Annotated in this window: 20 protein-coding genes; 13 read left to right on the forward strand and 7 right to left on the reverse strand. The window is 63.6% G+C overall.

Translation table 11 applies throughout. The annotated features are described in order from the left end of the window. On the forward strand, nucleotides 1-2,523 hold a 2,523-nt coding region (locus tag ACTG4J_RS08435), incomplete at its 5' end, for an isoleucine--tRNA ligase (protein ID WP_439138684.1). A gap of 149 nt (nucleotides 2,524-2,672) precedes the next feature. After that, nucleotides 2,673-3,542: a glutathione-dependent disulfide-bond oxidoreductase gene (yghU, locus tag ACTG4J_RS08440; RefSeq protein ID WP_439138686.1), complete on the forward strand. Its 870-nt coding sequence runs from the start codon at nucleotides 2,673-2,675 to the stop codon at nucleotides 3,540-3,542. A gap of 97 nt (nucleotides 3,543-3,639) precedes the next feature. Here the strand turns inward: yghU and ygfZ are convergent, their stop codons facing one another. Next, on the reverse strand, nucleotides 3,640-4,395 hold the full coding sequence (gene ygfZ, locus ACTG4J_RS08445; protein WP_439138688.1) for a CAF17-like 4Fe-4S cluster assembly/insertion protein YgfZ: 756 nt from the start codon (nucleotides 4,393-4,395) through the stop codon (nucleotides 3,640-3,642). Nucleotides 4,396-4,525: 130 nt separating this feature from the next. Here ygfZ and ACTG4J_RS08450 point away from each other — a divergent pair, with 130 nt between their 5' ends. Beyond that, nucleotides 4,526-5,722 carry a pyridoxal-phosphate-dependent aminotransferase family protein gene (locus tag ACTG4J_RS08450; protein WP_439138690.1) on the forward strand — a complete coding sequence of 399 codons (1,197 nt, stop codon included), beginning with the start codon at nucleotides 4,526-4,528 and terminating at the stop codon, nucleotides 5,720-5,722. A 6-nt stretch (nucleotides 5,723-5,728) separates the two neighbouring features. Here the strand turns inward: ACTG4J_RS08450 and copM are convergent, their stop codons facing one another. After that, complete coding sequence (gene copM / locus ACTG4J_RS08455) at nucleotides 5,729-6,106, reverse strand: CopM family metallochaperone (RefSeq protein WP_439138692.1); 378 nt, start codon at nucleotides 6,104-6,106, stop codon at nucleotides 5,729-5,731. A gap of 57 nt (nucleotides 6,107-6,163) precedes the next feature. After that, the gene (locus ACTG4J_RS08460; protein ID WP_439138694.1) at nucleotides 6,164-7,279 is read right to left on the reverse strand and encodes a pyridoxal phosphate-dependent aminotransferase; all 1,116 of its coding nucleotides are present in this window, start codon (nucleotides 7,277-7,279) and stop codon (nucleotides 6,164-6,166) included. 137 nt (nucleotides 7,280-7,416) lie between these two features. Between ACTG4J_RS08460 and ACTG4J_RS08465 the strand changes: the two genes are divergently transcribed. The 4 genes from ACTG4J_RS08465 to ACTG4J_RS08480 all read left to right on the forward strand — a co-directional run bounded on the left by ACTG4J_RS08465 (nucleotide 7,417) and on the right by ACTG4J_RS08480 (nucleotide 11,404). Continuing rightward, nucleotides 7,417-8,580, forward strand: a complete 1,164-nt coding sequence (locus ACTG4J_RS08465; RefSeq protein WP_439138696.1) for an alpha-hydroxy acid oxidase — start codon at nucleotides 7,417-7,419, stop codon at nucleotides 8,578-8,580. A gap of 173 nt (nucleotides 8,581-8,753) precedes the next feature. Then, entirely contained in the window at nucleotides 8,754-9,083 is a 330-nt protein-coding gene (locus ACTG4J_RS08470; RefSeq protein WP_439138697.1) for a hypothetical protein, read from the forward strand. A gap of 54 nt (nucleotides 9,084-9,137) precedes the next feature. Continuing rightward, nucleotides 9,138-10,673: an ATP-dependent DNA helicase gene (locus ACTG4J_RS08475; protein ID WP_439138699.1), complete on the forward strand. Its 1,536-nt coding sequence runs from the start codon at nucleotides 9,138-9,140 to the stop codon at nucleotides 10,671-10,673. Then, on the forward strand, nucleotides 10,670-11,404 hold the full coding sequence (locus tag ACTG4J_RS08480; RefSeq protein WP_439138701.1) for an SDR family oxidoreductase: 735 nt from the start codon (nucleotides 10,670-10,672) through the stop codon (nucleotides 11,402-11,404). The genes ACTG4J_RS08475 and ACTG4J_RS08480 overlap by 4 nt, the downstream gene beginning before the upstream one ends. A 101-nt stretch (nucleotides 11,405-11,505) precedes the next feature. On the opposite strand, the gene ACTG4J_RS08485 is transcribed toward ACTG4J_RS08480, so the two are convergent. The 4 genes from ACTG4J_RS08485 to ACTG4J_RS08500 form a co-directional block, all read right to left on the reverse strand. Further along, a complete protein-coding gene (locus tag ACTG4J_RS08485) occupies nucleotides 11,506-12,267 on the reverse strand; it encodes a TIGR02186 family protein (protein WP_439138703.1) in 762 nt (253 codons plus the stop codon). After that, complete coding sequence (locus ACTG4J_RS08490) at nucleotides 12,264-13,190, reverse strand: sulfite exporter TauE/SafE family protein (RefSeq protein WP_439138705.1); 927 nt, start codon at nucleotides 13,188-13,190, stop codon at nucleotides 12,264-12,266. The genes ACTG4J_RS08485 and ACTG4J_RS08490 overlap by 4 nt, the downstream gene beginning before the upstream one ends. Nucleotides 13,191-13,309: 119 nt before the next feature. After that, the gene (locus tag ACTG4J_RS08495) at nucleotides 13,310-14,479 is read right to left on the reverse strand and encodes a type III PLP-dependent enzyme (RefSeq protein WP_439138707.1); all 1,170 of its coding nucleotides are present in this window, start codon (nucleotides 14,477-14,479) and stop codon (nucleotides 13,310-13,312) included. A gap of 225 nt (nucleotides 14,480-14,704) precedes the next feature. Then, the gene (locus ACTG4J_RS08500; RefSeq protein WP_439138708.1) at nucleotides 14,705-14,833 is read right to left on the reverse strand and encodes a hypothetical protein; all 129 of its coding nucleotides are present in this window, start codon (nucleotides 14,831-14,833) and stop codon (nucleotides 14,705-14,707) included. Between ACTG4J_RS08500 and ACTG4J_RS08505 the strand changes: the two genes are divergently transcribed. The 6 genes from ACTG4J_RS08505 to ACTG4J_RS08530 form a co-directional block, all read left to right on the forward strand. Next, the gene (locus ACTG4J_RS08505; protein WP_439138709.1) at nucleotides 14,832-15,320 is read left to right on the forward strand and encodes a VOC family protein; all 489 of its coding nucleotides are present in this window, start codon (nucleotides 14,832-14,834) and stop codon (nucleotides 15,318-15,320) included. The two genes, ACTG4J_RS08500 and ACTG4J_RS08505, sit on opposite strands and share 2 nt — an antisense overlap. A 108-nt stretch (nucleotides 15,321-15,428) precedes the next feature. Continuing rightward, entirely contained in the window at nucleotides 15,429-15,884 is a 456-nt protein-coding gene (locus ACTG4J_RS08510) for a universal stress protein (protein WP_439138711.1), read from the forward strand. Nucleotides 15,885-15,974: 90 nt separating this feature from the next. Further along, on the forward strand, nucleotides 15,975-16,538 hold the full coding sequence (locus tag ACTG4J_RS08515; RefSeq protein WP_439138713.1) for a NifU family protein: 564 nt from the start codon (nucleotides 15,975-15,977) through the stop codon (nucleotides 16,536-16,538). Nucleotides 16,539-16,548: 10 nt separating this feature from the next. Next, the gene (gene tsaB / locus ACTG4J_RS08520) at nucleotides 16,549-17,187 is read left to right on the forward strand and encodes a tRNA (adenosine(37)-N6)-threonylcarbamoyltransferase complex dimerization subunit type 1 TsaB (RefSeq protein ID WP_439138718.1); all 639 of its coding nucleotides are present in this window, start codon (nucleotides 16,549-16,551) and stop codon (nucleotides 17,185-17,187) included. Continuing rightward, nucleotides 17,184-17,606 (forward strand): GNAT family N-acetyltransferase, encoded by a 423-nt coding sequence (locus tag ACTG4J_RS08525; protein WP_439138715.1) that lies wholly within the window; start codon nucleotides 17,184-17,186, stop codon nucleotides 17,604-17,606. The genes tsaB and ACTG4J_RS08525 overlap by 4 nt, the downstream gene beginning before the upstream one ends. 190 nt (nucleotides 17,607-17,796) lie before the next feature. After that, nucleotides 17,797-18,588: BMP family ABC transporter substrate-binding protein (locus ACTG4J_RS08530; protein WP_439138717.1), on the forward strand; the 792-nt coding region annotated here is incomplete at its 3' end.

Here is an 18,588-nt window from a genome sequence, read left to right on the forward strand (position 1 = left end):
AAGCGGCTGGGCGTGACCGGCACGTGGGACAAGCCGTATCTCACGATGGATTTCCACGCCGAGCGCGTGATCGCCGAGGAATTCCAGAAATTCGTGATGAACGGCGCGCTCTATCAGGGCTCAAAGCCCGTGATGTGGTCGCCTGTCGAAAAGACCGCACTGGCCGAGGCCGAAGTGGAATATCACGACCGCCAGACCGATGCGGTCTGGGTGCCCTTCCGCGTGGTGCCTGCGAGCGAAAAACTGGCGCTGTTGGACGCAGAGCCCACCGCCTTCAACGATGCGCTGCACGGCATGGCCAGCAGCGATCTGGATACCGCCAAGGTGGTGATCTGGACCACGACACCGTGGACCTTGCCGCAAAACCGCGCGATCTGTTTTGGCCCCGAGATCGGCTATGGGCTATACGAGATCACCGGCCGCCCCGAAGAATGCTGGGCGCGCATCGGTGACCGCTACCTGATCGCCGACAAGCTGGCCGATGACGCGCTGGGGGCCATGCGGCTTGAGCCGTCGATGTATCGCCGCCTGCGCGATGTGGCGGCGGATGAACTGGCCGCGCTGAGTTGCGCCCACCCGCTGCGCGGGGCTGAAGGCGCAGGGGGCGAGTGGGATTTCGATGTGCCGCTGTTGCCGGGCGATCACGTGACCGACGACGCGGGCACCGGGTTCGTGCATACCGCGCCCAGCCATGGCGACGACGACTTCGAAATCGGGCGCAAGCATGGCTTGCCCATGACCTACAACATCCTTGACGATTCCAGCTATCGCGCCGACCTGCCCTTTTTCGCGGGCGAACGCATCATCAAGGAAGACGGCAAGCCGGGTGGCGCCAACAAGGCGGTGATCGACAAGCTGGTCGCGGTCGGCGGGCTTTTGGGTCGCCGCCGGATCACGATTTCCGATGCGCATAGCTGGCGGTCCAAGGCACCCGTCATCCGCCTGAACCGCCCACAATGGTTCGCAGCGATCGACAAGCCCTTGGGCGACGGGATGAATAGCTATGGTGAGACGATCCGCTCACGCGCGCTGACATCCATCGACCAGCTGGTCGAATGGACACCCAAGACCGGGCGCAACCGGCTTTATGCGATGATCGAGGCGCGGCCCGATTGGGTGCTGTCGCGCCAGCGCGCTTGGGGTGTGCCGCTGACCTGCTTCACCAAAAAGGGCGCAGCACCCACCGACCCCGATTTCCTGCTGCGCGACCCGGCCGTCAATGCCCGCATCCTCGACGCCTTCGAGGCAGAAGGGGCCGATGCCTGGTACAAACCCGGTGCCAAGGCGCGTTTCTTGGGCAATGAATACGACCCCGAGGCATGGGATCAGGTCTTCGACATTCTCGATGTCTGGTTCGATAGCGGCTCCACCCATGCTTTCGTTCTGCGCGACCGGGAAGACGGGTCCGAGGATGGGATCGCCGATCTTTACCTCGAAGGCACCGACCAGCACCGGGGATGGTTTCATTCCTCGATGCTGCAAGCTTGCGGCACGATCGGGCGCGCGCCTTATCGCGGTGTGCTGACGCATGGCTTCACGCTGGATGAAAAGGGCATGAAAATGTCCAAATCCATCGGCAACACCGTCGCCCCGCAAGCGGTGATCGACCAATATGGCGCTGATATCTTGCGGCTTTGGGTGGCGCAGTCGGATTACACCGTCGACCTGCGCATCGGGCCGGAAATCCTGAAAGGCGTGGCCGACAGCTATCGCCGCCTGCGCAACACGATGCGTTTCATGCTTGGCTCGCTGGCCGATGTGACGGATGCCGACCGCGTCGATCCGGCTGACATGCCCGAGTTGGAGCGCTGGGTGCTGCACCGCCTTTCGGAACTCGATGAAACCGTGCGCAAGGGCTACGCCGCCTATGATTTCCAAGGGGTCTTTCAGGCGCTTTTCAACTTCGCCACCACGGATTTGTCGGCCTTCTATTTCGACATCCGCAAGGACGCGCTTTATTGCGACGGCGACACAACTCGCCGCCGCGCCGCGCGCAGCGTGCTCGAGATGCTCTTCGAGCGGCTGACCACATGGCTTGCCCCCGTGCTGGTTTTCACGATGGAAGAGGTCTGGCTGGAGCGGCATCCGGGTGCGGACAGCTCGGTTCATCTACAAGATTTCCCCGACACCCCGGCAAGCTGGCGGGATGAGGCATTGGCCGCGAAATGGGCCGACCTGCGCCGGGTGCGCCGCGTGGTGACCGCCGCGCTGGAAATCCAGCGCCAAGACAAGGTGATCGGGGCCAGCCTCGAGGCCGCGCCGACCCTGCAAGTGACTGATCCGGCCTTGGCCGCGATGCTGTCCGGTCATGACATGGCCGATCTGTGTATCACCAGCGACCTGCGCGTGATCGCGATGGAACCACAGGCCGATGCCTTCCGCCTCGACGATCCGGCGATTGGCGTCGTTTTCCACAAGGCCCAAGGCGAGAAATGCCAGCGCTGCTGGAAAATCCTGCCCGATGTGGGCCAACACGCCCATGCGGGCGTCTGCGGGCGCTGCGACGCGGCGCTGTCGGCGTGATCCGATCAAGGCGCGCGCGGCCCCGATCCGCGCGCGCCTGCTTCGTCTTTCCGCAAATACGCAAAATTGACCGTCCGCAGCGCGTGCAGGGCTTGGGTTGTGCCGCGTGAGGCGTTAGCTCTTGTCCAACCCAAAGCAGGAGATCGCGCATGACCGCTTCCGAAACCTACACACCCCCAAAGGTCTGGATCTGGGATAAGGAAAACGGCGGCAAATGGGCCGGGCTGAACCGCCCCATCGCAGGCCCCACCCATGACAAGGATCTGCCCGTGGGGCGGCACCCGTTCCAGCTTTACTCCATGGGTACGCCCAACGGGGTGAAGGTTACGGTGATGTTCGAGGAATTGCTCGCCGCGGGCCATGCCGCCGAATATGACGCCTGGCTGATCCGCATCGGCAATGGCGATCAGTTCGGCAGCGGTTTCGTCGAGGTGAACCCCAATTCCAAGATCCCCGCCCTGATGGATCATTCCGGACCCGCCCCCGTGCGGGTCTTCGAATCCGGCGCGATCTTGCTGCATCTGGCTGAAAAGTTCGGCGCCTTTCTTGGCCGCCCCAAGGATCGGGCAGAACTCTTGTCATGGCTGATGTGGCAGATGGGCAGCGCGCCTTACCTTGGTGGCGGCTTCGGGCATTTCTACGCCTACGCGCCGTATCCGATGGAATACCCGATCAACCGCTTCGCGATGGAGGCCAAGCGCCAGATGGATGTGCTGAACCGCCATCTGGAAGGGCGCGACTGGATGCTGGGCGACGAAATGAGCATCGCCGATATCGCGATCTGCCCGTGGTATGGACGGCTGGCACTTGGCGAGGCGTATGAGGCGGGAGAATTCCTGTCGGTCCATGAATACCCCCATGTCATCGCATGGGCCGAGCGGTTTTTCGCGCGGCCCGCCGTGGCGCGCGGTCGGATGGTCAACAAGACCTTTGGCCCGCCCGAGACGCAGCTTTGGGAACGTCACGCAGCATCCGATTTCGACACCAACACGCAAGACAAGCTGCAAACCCAAGGCTGACAAAGGGGACAAAAAACTGCAATTTTTTGCTCGGGGAAAACAGCGGTTTTCCCCTCACCTTTCAAAATCCGATCAATTCACAGGTCTATTCACAGCTTCAGACAGGATTCCATGTCACTTTGGCATCACCCGCCGTCATCGCCCCCTCGGCGCGGTCAAACCGCAGATAGGCGATGGCCTGCCCGCCCGATTGCGTGAAAAGCATGCCCGCCGGCTTGTCGCCTGCCATGATCTCGGTGCCGATGGGGGCCGCGCCCTGAACCGCAACCGTCACCAACCCTTTGCGCAATTCGGTCTTGTGCTTCATCCGCGCCGTCACCTCTTGGCCGACATAGCAGCCCTTGCGGTGATCGACGCCGCCCATCCGGTCGAAGCCGCATTCAAGGATGTAGCTTTCATCGGGGATCAACTCGATCCCCGTCTCGGGGATGCAGGCGGCCACGCGCAGCGCGTCCCAGTCGATCATCGGCGCGCCACCTTCCATGTCATAACCGCGCCAGCCAAGGCTGGCATCGCGGGGGTCGGGCCATGCCCCGTCGGGCGCATCCCCCAAGCCGCGCATGACCGATAGCCCGCTGTCCTCGATCACGACATCGGCGCGCAGGCGATACATCGCCAAACGCTGCGCCAACTTCGCCGCCAGATCGGCCTTGACGTCGAGCAAGATATCTTCGCCCCGGTTGAGCAAAAAGAAATCGGCCAGATACTTGCCTTGCGGGCTGAGCAGCGCGCTATAGCGCAAGCCTTCTCCCGGCCCGCCCACATCGCGTGTGACCAGACCATGCAAGAACTTGGCCCTGTCCTCGCCCCCGATCCGTAACACCACCCGATCGCTTGTCGCTTCGCCCTGCATCCTTGCCCCCTGCGCATGTCTTGCCCCACAGCTAATCCTTGCAGCCCCCCGCGCCAAGCCATCGCGGCTGATTGACCCTGCCAAGGGCGCGCTCTACCACTTGGCCAACCGTGTCGAAGGAATACCCCAGATGAGCCTTGCCAATGGCCGCCACTACCTTGCCATCCCCGGCCCCTCGGTCATGCCCGACCGCGTGTTGCAGGCGATGCACCGCCCTGCGCCGAACATCTACACCGGCGAGTTGGTCGATCTGACTCATAGCCTTGTGCCAGACCTCAAGGCCGTGGCGCGCACCAAGCACCATGTCGCGATGTATATCGCCAATGGGCATGGCGTGTGGGAGGCGGCGCTGGCCAATACCCTCTCGCGCGGCGACAAGATCTTGATCCTCGCCACCGGGCGCTTCTGCCTTGGCTGGGGCGAGATGGCGGCCGCTATGCATGTCGACTGCGAGATCATCGATTTCGGCCAGCAAAGCGATATCGACATGGCCTGCGTGGCCGACGCACTGGCTGCCGACAAGGGCCACAAGATCAAGGCCGTCATGGCGGTTCAGGTCGATACCTCGACCAGCGTGCGCAACAATATCGCAGGTTTGCGCGCCACGCTCGATGCGGCGGGGCATCCGGCGCTGCTGTTTTCCGACAACATCGCCTGTCTGGGATGCGACGAATTTCATATGGATGATTGGGGCGTCGATCTGATGGTGACGGGCAGCCAGAAGGGGCTGATGACGCCGCCCGGCATGGGCTTCGTCTTTTTCAACGACAAGGCCGACCGCGCGCGCGAGGCCGCCGATCTGGCGACCGCCTATTGGGATTGGCGCCCGCGCATGGCGCCCGATGAGTACTACAAATTCTTCAACGGCACGGCGCCGACCCATCATCTTTACGGGCTGCGCGAAGCGCTCGACATGATCAAGGAAGAAGGGCTGGAGAATGTCTGGCACCGCCACGCGACGCTTGCGCGCGCGGTTTGGGCGGCGCTTGACACATGGGGCGCGGCTGGCACGATCCATGCCAATATTTCCGATCCCGCCAAGCGCAGCCATGCAGTGACGACCGCCAATTTCGGCCCCGGCAACGGCCAGCGCCTGCGCGACTGGATGACGGCCAATGCGGGCGTGACCTTGGGTATTCCCTTGGGCGGGGTCGAGGGGCCGGGCGGCCGGAAAGAGGATTTCCTGCGCATCGGGCATATGGGACATGTAAACGCCCATATGGTCTTGGGCGTGCTGTCCAATCTTCAGGCCGGGATGGCCGCGCTGCAGATCCCGCATGGCGCGGGCGGGCTGGATGCCGCCGTGCGCGTGATCGCCGAGGGCTGAACCGGTTCAAAACCCGTTGCGGGCCAGCCAATCGCGCATCCACGCGATCTCAACCTCTTGCGCGTCGATGATCTGTTGGGCGAGGTCGCGCACCGCAGGGTCGGTGCCATGGGTCAAGATCACTTCGGCCATGGCCACCGCCCCCTCGTGATGGGGGATCATGCCGCGGATGAAATCGGCATCGGCATTGCCGCTATAGGCAATGTCCATATCGCGGTGCATCGCGTCATTGACGGCGCGAAACGCATCCTCGGCGGGGCCGGTCGAGACTGTCGGCATGGTATGGCCGCTATGGGCGGAATGGTCCATCTGGGCCAGTGCCACGGTCGCGCCCAGCGCGATCAGGGCGGCGGCGGCAAGGCTGCGTGTTGCGGTCAATGTCATCGGATTTTCCTTCTGCGGTTGTTGCGCCTTCGGGGCTTCCAGCAGATGGAAGGCAATTCACGAAACCGCGAGCGATGCCTCGGCCAGCGCGGCGGGAAGGGCCGCAGCAAAGGCTGCGCGATCGGCGGGCGTTCCGGCCGAAACCCGGATGCAGCGATCTTGCGGCGGGGTGAAGGGCATGCGCACGAAAATGCCGCGCGCGACGAGCCCTGCCAGCACCGCGCGCGCGAATGCCCCGTCGCGGCCGCAATCGATGGTCACGAAATTGGTGGCCGAGGGCAGCGGGGTCAGCCCGTTCTCACGCGCAATCGTGGCGATGGCCTCTCGCGCTTCGGCGATCGCTGCGATCGTGGCGTTCAGATAATCCTGATCACCCAAGGCCGCCAGCGCCGCCGCCTGCGCCACGCGGCCCATCCCGAAATGATGACGGATCTTGTTGAAGGCATTCGCGAAATCGGCATGCGCCAGCCCGTAGCCCACGCGCAGCCCCGCCAGCCCGTAAGCCTTGGAGAATGTGCGCAGGCGGATCACGCGGGGGTGGTCCATGTCGAGCGGCGGGATCGCACCAGCAGGCGCGGTATCGGCATAGGCTTCGTCCAACGCCAGCACCGCCCCCTCGGGCAGCCCATCGATCATCGCCTGCACGGTCCCTGCATCATGCCAGCTTCCCATCGGGTTATCGGGATTGGCGAAATAGATAAGTTTCGCATCGACCGACCGCGCCTTGGCCAAAAGCGCCTCCGGGTCTTCATGCTCGCCCGTATAGGGCACCTTGTGCAGCACGCCGCCAAAGCCCGTCACATGGTAGTTGAAGGTCGGATAGGCCCCGTCCGAGGTCACGACCGCATCCCCCGGCGCGATCATGAGCCGCACCAGATAGCCCAACAGGCCGTCGATCCCCTCGCCCACCACGACATTGGCGCGGGTCACGCCGTGATGCGAAGCGATCGCTTCGCGCAGATCGTGCAGTTCAGGGTCGCCATACATCCACGCCTGACCGGCGGCCTGTTCCATCGCCGCGAGGGCGCGCGGGCTGGGACCAAAGACGCTTTCATTGGCCCCGATCCGCGCGACGAAGGCAGAACCGCGCGCGCGCTCCTGCGCCTCAGGCCCGACAAAAGGGACAGATGCGGGGAGGGTTTCGACAAGGGCGGTATAGCGCGGCGTTTTCATAAATGATCTGAAAGCCGAAAAGCGGATGCCTTGCAAGGCCCTGCCGCAAAGCCCGAAACTGACGCATTGCCCAAGCGCGCGGGTATTGGTAGCAAAACCTGACCAATTCAGATCATCCCCGTGGAAGGGACCGCACCATGCCCGTCATCACCGAAATCGAAGACCTCAAGCGCATCTACAAGCGTCGCGTGCCCAAGATGTTCTACGATTACGCCGAAACGGGGAGCTGGACCCAGCAGACCTTCAACGACAATTGCTCGGATTTCGATGAGATCCGCCTGCGCCAGCGGATCGCGGTCGATATGGCGGGCCGCTCGACCGCCACCAAGATGGTGGGCCAAGACGTCGCCATGCCGGTGGCGCTGGCCCCCGTGGGGCTCTGCGGCATGCAATCGGCCGATGGCGAGATCAAGGCCGCCCGCGCCGCCGAAAAATTCGGCGTGCCCTTCACCCTTTCGACCATGTCGATCTGTTCCATCGAGGATGTCGCCAGCCACACCAACGCGCCCTTCTGGTTCCAAGTCTACACGCTGAAGGACGACGAGTTCATGAAGCGGCTGTTTGCCCGCGCCAAGGATGCGAAATGCTCGGCGCTGGTGATCACCGTCGATCTGCAGATCATGGGCCAGCGGCACAAGGATCTGAAAAACGGCCTATCCGCCCCGCCCAAGCTGACGCCCGCCTCGATCATGAACCTTGCGACCAAGGTGCCGTGGGGCCTTGAGATGCTGCAGACGAAGCGGCGCTTTTTCGGCAATATCGTGGGCCATGCCAAGGGCGTGACCGACCCCACATCGCTGGGCAGCTGGACGGCCGAGGCCTTCGACCCCTCGCTCGATTGGGAACGGATCAAGCAATTCCGCAGCTGGTGGGACGGCCCCGTGATCCTCAAGGGCATCCTCGACCCCGAGGATGCAAAGAAAGCATTGGCCGTTGGTGCGGATGCCATCGTGGTCTCGAACCATGGCGGCCGCCAACTTGACGGCGCGCTGTCGTCGATCCGCATGTTGCCACAGATCATGGATGCGGTAGGCGACAAGATCGAGGTGCATCTCGATAGCGGCATCCGCTCGGGCCAGGACGTTCTCAAGGCGCTGGCGATGGGCGCCAAGGGCACGATGATCGGGCGCGCCTTCGTCTATGGTCTGGGCGCAATGGGCGAGGCCGGTGTGACCAAGGCCTTGCAGGTGATCCACAAGGAACTCGATACCACCATGGCGCTTTGCGGCGAACGCAGTGTCGCCGATCTTGGTCGTCACAACCTGCTGTTGCCACAAGATTTCGCGACCCGCTGGGCGTAACCCCGCGCCCGGCGTTTACCATCCTTGGCGTTAACCATTTGTTTAAAATTGATTGTTTCCCGACATCGGCTTGTGTCGCCGGGTAACGGTGCCATATCACCGGCACAGTGAAACCGACGGTGCATAAAGGCCCCAAGCGGGAGAATCCCGGTCAAGCGACCCAAGGAACCGGGATGACCTATGATGATGACACCAACGCGCTGTTCGAGCGCGTTCTCGAGGCGCTGGCCCGCGCGGCGGGCGATCAGGACAAGCTGAGCGCATTGCTCGCGGCCTTTCCCGAGGACATTCGCGCCATGGCGGTGATCCGCGGCCTGCTGACCGCCGACACTAGCCTGCGCCACACCTTCACCGCAGGCGAAAACGCGCAGCGCGACAGCGCCTTGGCCGGTCGCGCGGCACTTGCCTTGGCCGAGATCGCTGACCGGATCGAGGCCGAAACGCCCCGCACCCGCCAACCGGTGCGCTTGTCGGAAATGGCGCTGGATCGCGACAACGGCTGAGCGCGGGGCGTTTGCCCCTCGCACATGGATCATGCGCAGGCTAGGTTCGCCACCATGAGCGAAACTGCCCCCACCATCGCCTTTTCCGACGATCAGGCCCAAGCCCATGACAGCATCGCCGCGGCTTTGCGCGGGGTGGGCGTCGATCTCGATAATGACGCGCTGACACCCGCCGCCGACGGCTTGGGCCGGGTTATGGCCGTGGTGGGCAAGGCGGGTTCGGGCAAGACGCTGCTTCTGGCGGAACTCGTGCGCGCGCTGCAAGGTGCGGGCGTCGATATCATCTCGGGCGACTGGGAGGGGCGCCGCCGCAAGGACAGGCGCACGGCGGCCGTTCTGGCCCCCACCAACAAGGCGGCCAGCGTCTTGCGCAACCGCGGCGTGCCGGCGACCACGATCCACCGCATCCTTTATACCCCGGTCTATGACCCGGAATATGAAAAAGTCGCCGAATGGTTGGCGGGCCAGGGCGAGCGCCCCGTGATCGAGGCCCTGACCGACGCCGCCATGGACCGCGCCAAACAGGTCTATGAGGCGACGGCATCGGTGCCCGCCGCACTTGCCTCGGCAGGGTTGCGGGGCTCGGATTTCATCACTGGCTGGAAGCGGCGCGAAGACCCGCTCGATATCGGGCTGATCGACGAATCCTCCATGCTCGATGACCGCCAATTCGACGATCTGCGCGAGATTTTTCCCTTTCTCGTCCTGTTCGGCGACCCGGCGCAGCTTGCCCCGGTGAACCAGTCGGGCCAGATGGTCTTTGACAAGATCAAGGGTGAGAACCGCCTCGATCTGGCGCGCATCCACCGGCAAGAGGCGGACAATCCGATCCTCGATCTGGCCCATGCTTTGGGCGACCCGGATCTGAGCTTCGCGCAGTTCGAGCGCATGATCCATGATGCCGCCGCCCGCGACCCGCGCGTCGAGATCGCAGCGCGCGTCGATGCCGATCTGATGGCGCGTTCCCCGGTGCTGGTCTGGCGCAACGCCACCCGTATCCGCCTGATCACCGCTTTTCGCGCCGCTCATGGCGCGCCCGCCGATCAACTCATCCCCGGCGAGCCCTTGATCTGCGACGGGATCGAATTGCCCCTGAAACACCGCAAGCGCCGCATCGACCTCGAGGCGCGCGGGCTGATCAAGGGCGCGCCCGTCATCTATCTCGGCCCCGGATCGCGCCCCGGTTTCTCGCGGCTACATGTGCTGGGTGCCGAAAGCCCCCGCTTTTCGGCCGCTTCCATCGTCAAGATCGAAAAACCCGACGAGGAAGAGCCCTTCATCCCCTATGCCGCGCGGATGGGGGCGGCGTTCCTGCACGGCGCGGCGGTGACGATCCACAAGGCGCAAGGCAGCCAATGGAACGCGGTGCAGGTCTTTGCCCCCGATCTTTACGCCGCCGCCCAAGCGGGCCGGGTCGAAGCCGGACAGGCGCTCTGGAAACGGCTGGCCTATGTCGCCATCACGCGGGCCGAGGAAAAGCTGATCTGGGTCACCCGCTATGCGCTGGCCCGCCCCAGGGATGCCCTCGGCATCGCCGATCTGCCCAATCCCGCCACCGCCCTGATGCTGGAAGGAACCGAGGAGCCATGACAAAAACCATCATCGTGACAGGCGCCAGCGCCGGGATCGGCGCCGCCGTCGCCACCCACATGCTGGCCGCGGGCTGGACCGTCGGCCTTGCCGCGCGCCGCGCCGACAAGCTGGCCGACATCGCCGCCCCCCATGGGCTGCGCGCGGTGATCATGCCGCTCGATGTGACCGATGCCGATGCGGTCGAGGCCGCCTTTACGCGCTTCGCAACCGATCACGGGCGGCTCGATGCGCTTTTCAACAATGCCGGCATCTTCACCCCCACCGCACCGATTGACGAGATCGCGCTGGCCGATTGGCACAACGCGGTCGCGGTCAACCTGACAGGCATGTTCATCTGCGCGCGCATGGCCTTCGGCCTGATGCGCCGCCAATCCCCGCAAGGCGGGCGGATCATCAATAATGGCTCGGTCTCGGCGCAGACCCCGCGCGCGGGTGCTGCCCCCTACACTGCCACGAAACACGCCATCACCGGGCTGACGAAACAGATCGCGCTCGATGGCCGCCCCTATGACATCGCCTGCGGCCAGATCGATATCGGCAATGCCGAAACCGATCTACTGCGCGATGCCGCCCATCAGGCCATGGCGCGCGGCGATGCGCCGCCCGAGGTGATGGATGTCGCCCATGTGGCCCAAAGCGTGCATCACATGGCCAGCCTGCCGCCATCGGCCAATATCTTGTTCCAGACCATCATGGCGACGAAAATGCCCCTCGTCGGCCGCGGCTAAGCTTCCATCTTTGCTTCGAAAATACTCTGGGGGGCGGCTGCACACCCGCAGCCGGGGGGCAAAGCCCCCCAAACAAGACCAACGGGGCAAAGCCCCGCAGCTTAGCCGCGCATATACCGAAACACGGCCGAAGCCATCCAGCCCGCAGCAATGGCGATGACCAGCGACAAGATCCCGTAGATCAGAGGCCGCTCATGGGCGAGGTTGTAGATCAACCGCTCCAGCCCCACCTTGCGCACCGGGATCAGCTGCTCATGCAGATCGACCACCGCGCCTCCGCGCGTCAAAATGATCCGCGTCAGGTAATCGCCCTCGGTCAGATTGGCGGGCAAACGCACGGCGGTGTCGAACAAGGTCTGCTCACGAAACCGCACCGCGCCCTCGTTTACCTGATATGTGCCATCTTCGCCGCGGATGCGGATCAGCGCCGCGTTGAACATGGGCTGATCGGACCGCCCCGTGCCCACTGCGCGGATCGCTTGATCCAGCGTGATGCGATGGCGCAGATCCTCGGTCTGCGACAAGGCTTGGGCCAAGGGTGCCGTGGTCGATACCGCGTAAAAGCTCGGCGCTGCATCGATACGCGAAGCATCGGCATTGACCCATATCCCAAAGCGCCGTTCCTTGCGTCGCACGGTGACGGGCTGGCTTGGCCCCTGAACGGTGACGATCACCTCCAGCGGCTCTGCCCCCGGCGGGGGTGCGGCGCGCTGCACCGCGCCATAGACCAAGATCTCCGAGCCCGCGAAGTTCGTGGTGATGGCGATCGCCTCTTGGCTCAGGCCCGCCACGACGCGCTCAGCCTGCACCGGGGCGGCCAGCGCAAGGGCCAGCGCGCAAAGTGCCAAGACGCGCGCCCTCAATGCCCCGCCCCGTCGAAACCGATGACGTAAAGCTCATCGGGCATGACCAAAAGGTCGAAGGCAAGCTTGCCGCAGACCAGCAAAACCATGATCGACAGCAAGATGCGCAGCTGCTCGGCCTTGAGCTTCACACCGATCGCCGCGCCGATCTGCGCACCGATCACCCCACCCACCAGCAACAAGACGGCCAAGACCATATCGACGGTGTAATTGGTCGTGGCATGCATCAAGGTGGCAAAGCCGGTCACGAAGATGATCTGGAACAGCGAGGTGCCGACCACCACCTTGGTGGGCATCCCCAATAGGTAGATCATCGCCGGCACCATGATGAAACCGCCGCCGACACCCATGATCGCGGCCAAGACCCCGACGAAGACCCCCACGACAAGCGGCGGAATGACCGAGATATAAAGCCCCGAGGTTCGAAACCGCATCTTGAGGGGGAGCGCATGAATCCACCCCCGATGCCTGCGCGGCAGCGGCGTTGTTCCGGCCGGGCGGCGCGCGCGGCGGATCGCGCGCAGGCTTTCGAAGAACATCAACCCGCCGATGATGCCCAGAAAGACGACATAACAAAGTTTCACCAACAGATCGACCTGACCGATCGCGGTCAGCGCGGCAAAGATCTGCACGCCGAACGCCGCCCCGATCAAACCGCCGATCAACAAGACCGTGCCCATGCGGAGATCGACGGTCTTGCGCTTGAGATGGGCCAAGACGCCCGAAAATGACGAAGCCACAATCTGGTTTGCTTCGGTCGCAACCGCAACGGCGGGCGGGATGCCGATGAAGAACAGCAGCGGCGTCATCAAGAAACCGCCACCAACGCCGAACATGCCCGACAAGACACCGACGATCCCACCCAGCCCAAGCAACAAGAACGCGTTCACGCTGACTTCGGCAATGGGGAGATAGATTTGCATGACGTTACGGCCATTTGTCCGTTATTCGCGCCAGCCTTAGCGCGCGATGCGCGCCAAGGCCAGACGTGAGATCACCCGCCCCCTGCGACGGATCGGAACAGCCCGGCCGCCTCGTGCGGTCAGATCACCATCACATCGAGCGGCGGAAAGCCGTTGAAGCCGACCGAGGCATAGGACGAGGTATAGGCCCCGCAATTGCGGATGATCACCTTGTCGCCCGATTTCAACGCCAAGGGCAGGGCCACTGGGCGCTTTTCATAAAGCACATCGGCGCTGTCGCAAGACGGGCCCGCCAAGATGCAGGGGCCGGTCGCCTCACCATCATGGGGGGTGACGAACTGATAGCGGATCGCCTCGTCCATCGTTTCGGCCAAACCCGAGAATTTCCCGATATCGAGATAGACCCAGCGATGGATGTCATCCTCGGATTTGCGCGCGACCAAAAGCACCTCGGCGGCGATCATGCCGGCCTCGGCGACCATGCCACGACCTGGCTCGGCCATGATGCGGATGCCTGCAGGAAAGCGAGCCGTGACCTGCGCCATGACCGCTTCGGCATAAGCCGTCGGATGCGGGATCGCATCGCCGTAGAAGGCCGGGAAACCGCCACCGATATTGAGCAAGTCGAGATCGAAGCCCGCCGCGACCGCTGCGGTCCACACAGCCGCGATCTGGTCGAGCGTATCGGCCCACATCATCGGATCGCGCGTCTGGCTGCCGACATGAAAGCTCACACCCACCGGGCGCAGGCCCAGATCACGCGCCTGCGCCATCAAGGCCAACGCGGTGTCGCGGGTGGTGCCGAATTTGCGCGTCAGCGGCCAATCGGCCCCCGATGCTTCGACCAGCAGGCGGATATAGACCTCGGCACCCGGTGCATGGGCGGCGATCTTTTCGATTTCTTCGCTGGCATCGGCGGCAAACAAGGTGATGCCCATCTGATGCGCGTAAGCGATATCGGCCACGCGCTTGATCGTGTTGCCATAGGAAATCGTGTCGGGATGCGCGCCATGGCGCAGGCACAGTTCGATCTCACCGCGCGAGGCGGCATCGAATTTCGAGCCAAGCGCCACAAGGCGTTCGATGATCTCGGGCGCCGGGTTCGCCTTGACCGCGTAGTGGATCGCCGCCGGGCCAAGGCCCGCTGCCAGTGCGCGGTACTGCGTATCGACGCGGTCGATTTCGATGACCAGCGTGGGTCGCGCGAAATGGCTCTCGGCGATGAAGGCTTCGAGGCGGGCGGACGGGACAGGAAAAGAGGCCGAGAAATCGGCATTCGTAGCGTTCATGGTCATCTCCGACAGACTGGGGGCCAAAAACCCCGCAAAGTTCCAAGGGAGACGTTACCGTCGCTACGTAACTGCGATGGTTATCCCGGTTTCCCGTCTTACCACCCGTGACAGAGGCGCGTGCGTTGGCGTCTTGGGCCGCGCATATGAGGCCGTTTGCCTGTTGATGCAAGCAAAATTTTTATGGCGGTCACGGTTTTTGCGATGCTTGACCGACATGGGTGGTCACGCGACCGAGAAGAGGCTGTCGTGATCTGCCCCGATGCACAGCATCGGTGCATCGGCATGGAATTTATCGCGGTCGCCTTGCGCGATAAATTCGCCCCGAAAACCCAATACAAGGAGCCCAGCCATGCCCCCGAAAACCCCCCGAACCAGCGGCGCCCGGATCGGGCATGTGCATCTGAAAGTGGCCGATCTTGCGCGATCCGTGGCCTTTTACGAGGCGGCTTTAGGGCTTGAAGTGCAACAATATTTCGGGACGGAAGCGGCGTTCCTGTCCTTCGATGGCTATCACCATCACCTTGGGCTGAACACATGGCACAGCGCGCGTGGCCCGCGTCCGGCATCCAATATGACGGGGCTTTATCACACGGCCTTTCTTTTTCCCGACCGCGCCGCACTGGGCCGCGCCTTGCGCCGCGCACTCGACACCGGTGTGCGCTTGGAGGGGGCGGCCGATCACGGCGTGTCGGAAGCGGTCTATTTCAGCGATCCCGACGGCAACGGGATCGAACTTTATTACGACCGCGCGCCGCAAGATTGGCCGCGTGACGCCACGGGGCAATTGGCGATGGGCAATGCACGCTTGGATTTGGACGCGCTTTTGGCCTTGGCCTGACCGGCATGGTGATGGCACGCACATGCCGAACGGTACGGCACCTGCCCAAGCCTGTGGACAGCCCCGCCCTCGCGCGTCATGTTGGGTCGCCGAAACAGGGAAAATCCGATGCGCAAATTCCTCGTGGTGCTCGACGATACCCGCGAATGCCTCAACGCGATGCGCTTTGCCGCCATGCGCGCCGCCCATACGCAGGGCGGGGTCGAGATCTTGTCGGTGATTCCCCCCGATGAATTCAACCACTGGATCGGTGTGGCCGAGGTCATGCGCGCCGAGGCCCGCGAGCGGATCGAGGCGCATTTCAACGTCTTCGCCAAATGGATGCGCGACCGGCAAGGCGTGGACCCGACCCTTGTGATCCGCGAAGGCGAGCCGGTGACCGAAATTCTTGCCCATATCCGTGAGGCCTCCGAGATCGGGGTGCTGGTGCTGGGGGCGGCCACGGGCAAATCGGGGCCCGGGCCGTTGGTGACGGCGATGATCAAGCAATCGGGCACCCTGCCCGTGCCGATCACCATCGTGCCGGTGGAGTTGAGCAAGGAACAGCTGGAACAGATCACCTGAACGCACCGAACCAAGTTTAGAACCGTTCCAAAACTTGACTCTGCCGCCCCCCGCGCGCATATCTGAGCGCAGCGATAAGGAATTTACCCCATGTTCATCCAGACCGAATCCACCCCCAACCCGGCCACACTGAAATTCCTGCCCGGTCAAACCGTGCTGGAAATGGGGACCGCCGATTTTCCCAGTGCCGCAACAGCCGAGAAATCGCCCTTGGCCGCGCGCATCTTTGGCGTCGCAGGTGTAACGGGTGTGTTCTTCGGGACCGATTTCGTGACCGTGACCAAGGCCGAGGATACGGCGTGGGAGCATATCAAGCCCGCCTTGCTGGGTGCCATCATGGAGCATTACCAATCCGGCGCCCCGGTGATGGAAGGCGAAGGCGGTGGCACGGGTGGCCATGCCGAGCATAGCGGCGAGGATGCCGATATCGTCATCCAGATCAAATCGCTGCTCGACACCCGCGTGCGGCCCGCCGTTGCGCAAGATGGCGGCGATATCACCTTTCACGGTTTCGAGCGCGGCGTGGTCTACCTGCACATGCAGGGTGCCTGTGCCGGTTGCCCGTCATCGACGCTGACGCTGAAGATGGGGATCGAAAACCTCTTGCGGCATTACATCCCCGAGGTTCTCGAGGTGCGCCCTGTCAACGTCTGATCCCCTGATCCTGGCCTTCGACACATCGGCCGCGCATTGCGCGGCCGCTTTGTTGTCGGGCGACAGGCTGTTGGTCCATGCCCATGAGGATATGGCCAAGGGACAGGCCGAGCGCTTGATGCCGCTGATCGCCGAAGTGATGGCGATGGCTGGGGTGGCGTTGGGCGATCTCGATGCGCTTGGGGTCGGGGTCGGCCCGGGCAATTTCACCGGCATCCGCATTTCGGTCTCGGCGGCGCGGGGCTTGGCGTTGGGCTTGGGCATTCCAGCCGTGGGCGTCAGCACGCTTGACGCGCTGGCCCATGGCCAGCCGCGCCCATTGCACGTGATCACCGATGCGCGCCGGGGCGAGGTCTATGTGCAGGAATTCAACGAAACGGGCGCGGGTAAGCCGCTGTTGGTGACGACGGGTGATCTGCCTGATGTCATCGGTGGCGGCGCGGTCACCGGATCGGCGTCCGACATCGCAGTGATCGCCATGCCGGGGCTGACGGTCTTGCCCCCATCCCTGCCCTTGACCGAGGCGATCGCGCGGATCGCCACACAGCGTTGGCGCGATCCCGCCGTGCCGCGCCCCGCGCCGCTGTACCTGCGTGCCGCCGATGCCGCGCCCGCCCGCGATGGCGGGCCGATGATATTGCCCGCATGACACCCGCCCGCATGGCCGCGATCCATGCCGCAGCTTTTGCAGGTCATGGCCAGATCTGGGCCGAGGCCGAGATCGCCGCGATGCTGGCCAAACCGCTCATCCATGCCGTGACGCTAGGCCAAGAGGGTTTTGCCCTGTTGCAGATCATCCCCCCCGAGGCGGAGCTGTTGACCATCGCCATCAGCCCCGACGCGCAAGGCAAGGGGCATGGTCGCGCGCTCATGGCGAGCGTGATGGCACAAGCGCGCATTGGGGGGGGCAGGCGCCTGTTCTTGGAGGTGGCCGCCGACAACCAAGCAGCTTTGGCACTCTACACATCGGCGCAATTCATCCAAACCGGCAAGCGGCGGGGCTATTACCAACGCACCGGCGGGGTGGCGGTTGACGCCATCACATTTGGCTGTGACCTTAGCGCCTAAAAACGTGGCATTCCTATGAAAAAACGACCCAAGGGCAGTTTCGCCCCGCAGGGTAATCGACAGAATCGAGTTGACCGCGCGGCCCGGCTACGCCCTTAATTGCGCAGGGGATGACGTAAAATCCTTTCCAACATTCGCGATGCGCGGCTGCGACATGCTGCTGCGATCCGGTCCAATCGGGAGTAAGATCATGACCATGAAAACCACGCTGATGGGCGCTGCCGCTGCGCTTGCCATGACCGCGACTGGCGCGCTGGCCGATGGGCCTGCGATCATTTTCGACCTTGGCGGCAAGTTTGACCGCTCGTTCAACGAAGCGGCCTTCAACGGCGCCGAGCTATGGGCCTCGGAAACCGGCGGCACCTATCGCGAGATCGAGCTGACCTCGGACGCCCAACGCGAACAGGCAATGCGCCGCATGGCCGAATCGGGCGCCAACCCGATCGTCATGGCGGGCTTCAGCCAGGCGACACCGCTGTCGGTCGTGGCACCCGATTATCCCGACACCACCTTCGTGATCATCGACGGCGTGGTCGATGCGCCCAATGTGCGCTCGGTCATCTTCTCGGAGCATGAAGGTTCCTACCTTGTCGGCATGTTGGCCGCGATGGCCTCGGAAAGCGGCACGGTCAGCTTCGTGGGCGGCATGGATATTCCGCTGATCTCGCGCTTTGCTTGCGGCTATGCGCAGGGTGCGGCTGCCGTGAACGGCGACATCACAGTGATCGCGAACATGACGGGCACCACAGGTGCGGCATGGAACGATCCCGTGCGCGGTGGTGAATTGACCCGTGGCCAGATCGGCCAAGGTTCAGACGTCGTCTTTGCCGCGGCGGGCGGCACAGGCTTGGGCGTGCTGCAGACGGCGACCGACGAAGGCATTTTCTCGATCGGCGTGGACAGCAACCAAAACTACCTGCACCCCGGTTCGGTGCTGACCTCGATGCTCAAGCGCGTCGATGTGGCCGTGCATGATGCCTTC

The organism is Roseicyclus sp., assembly GCF_965662675.1.
Lineage (GTDB): Bacteria > Pseudomonadota > Alphaproteobacteria > Rhodobacterales > Rhodobacteraceae > Roseicyclus.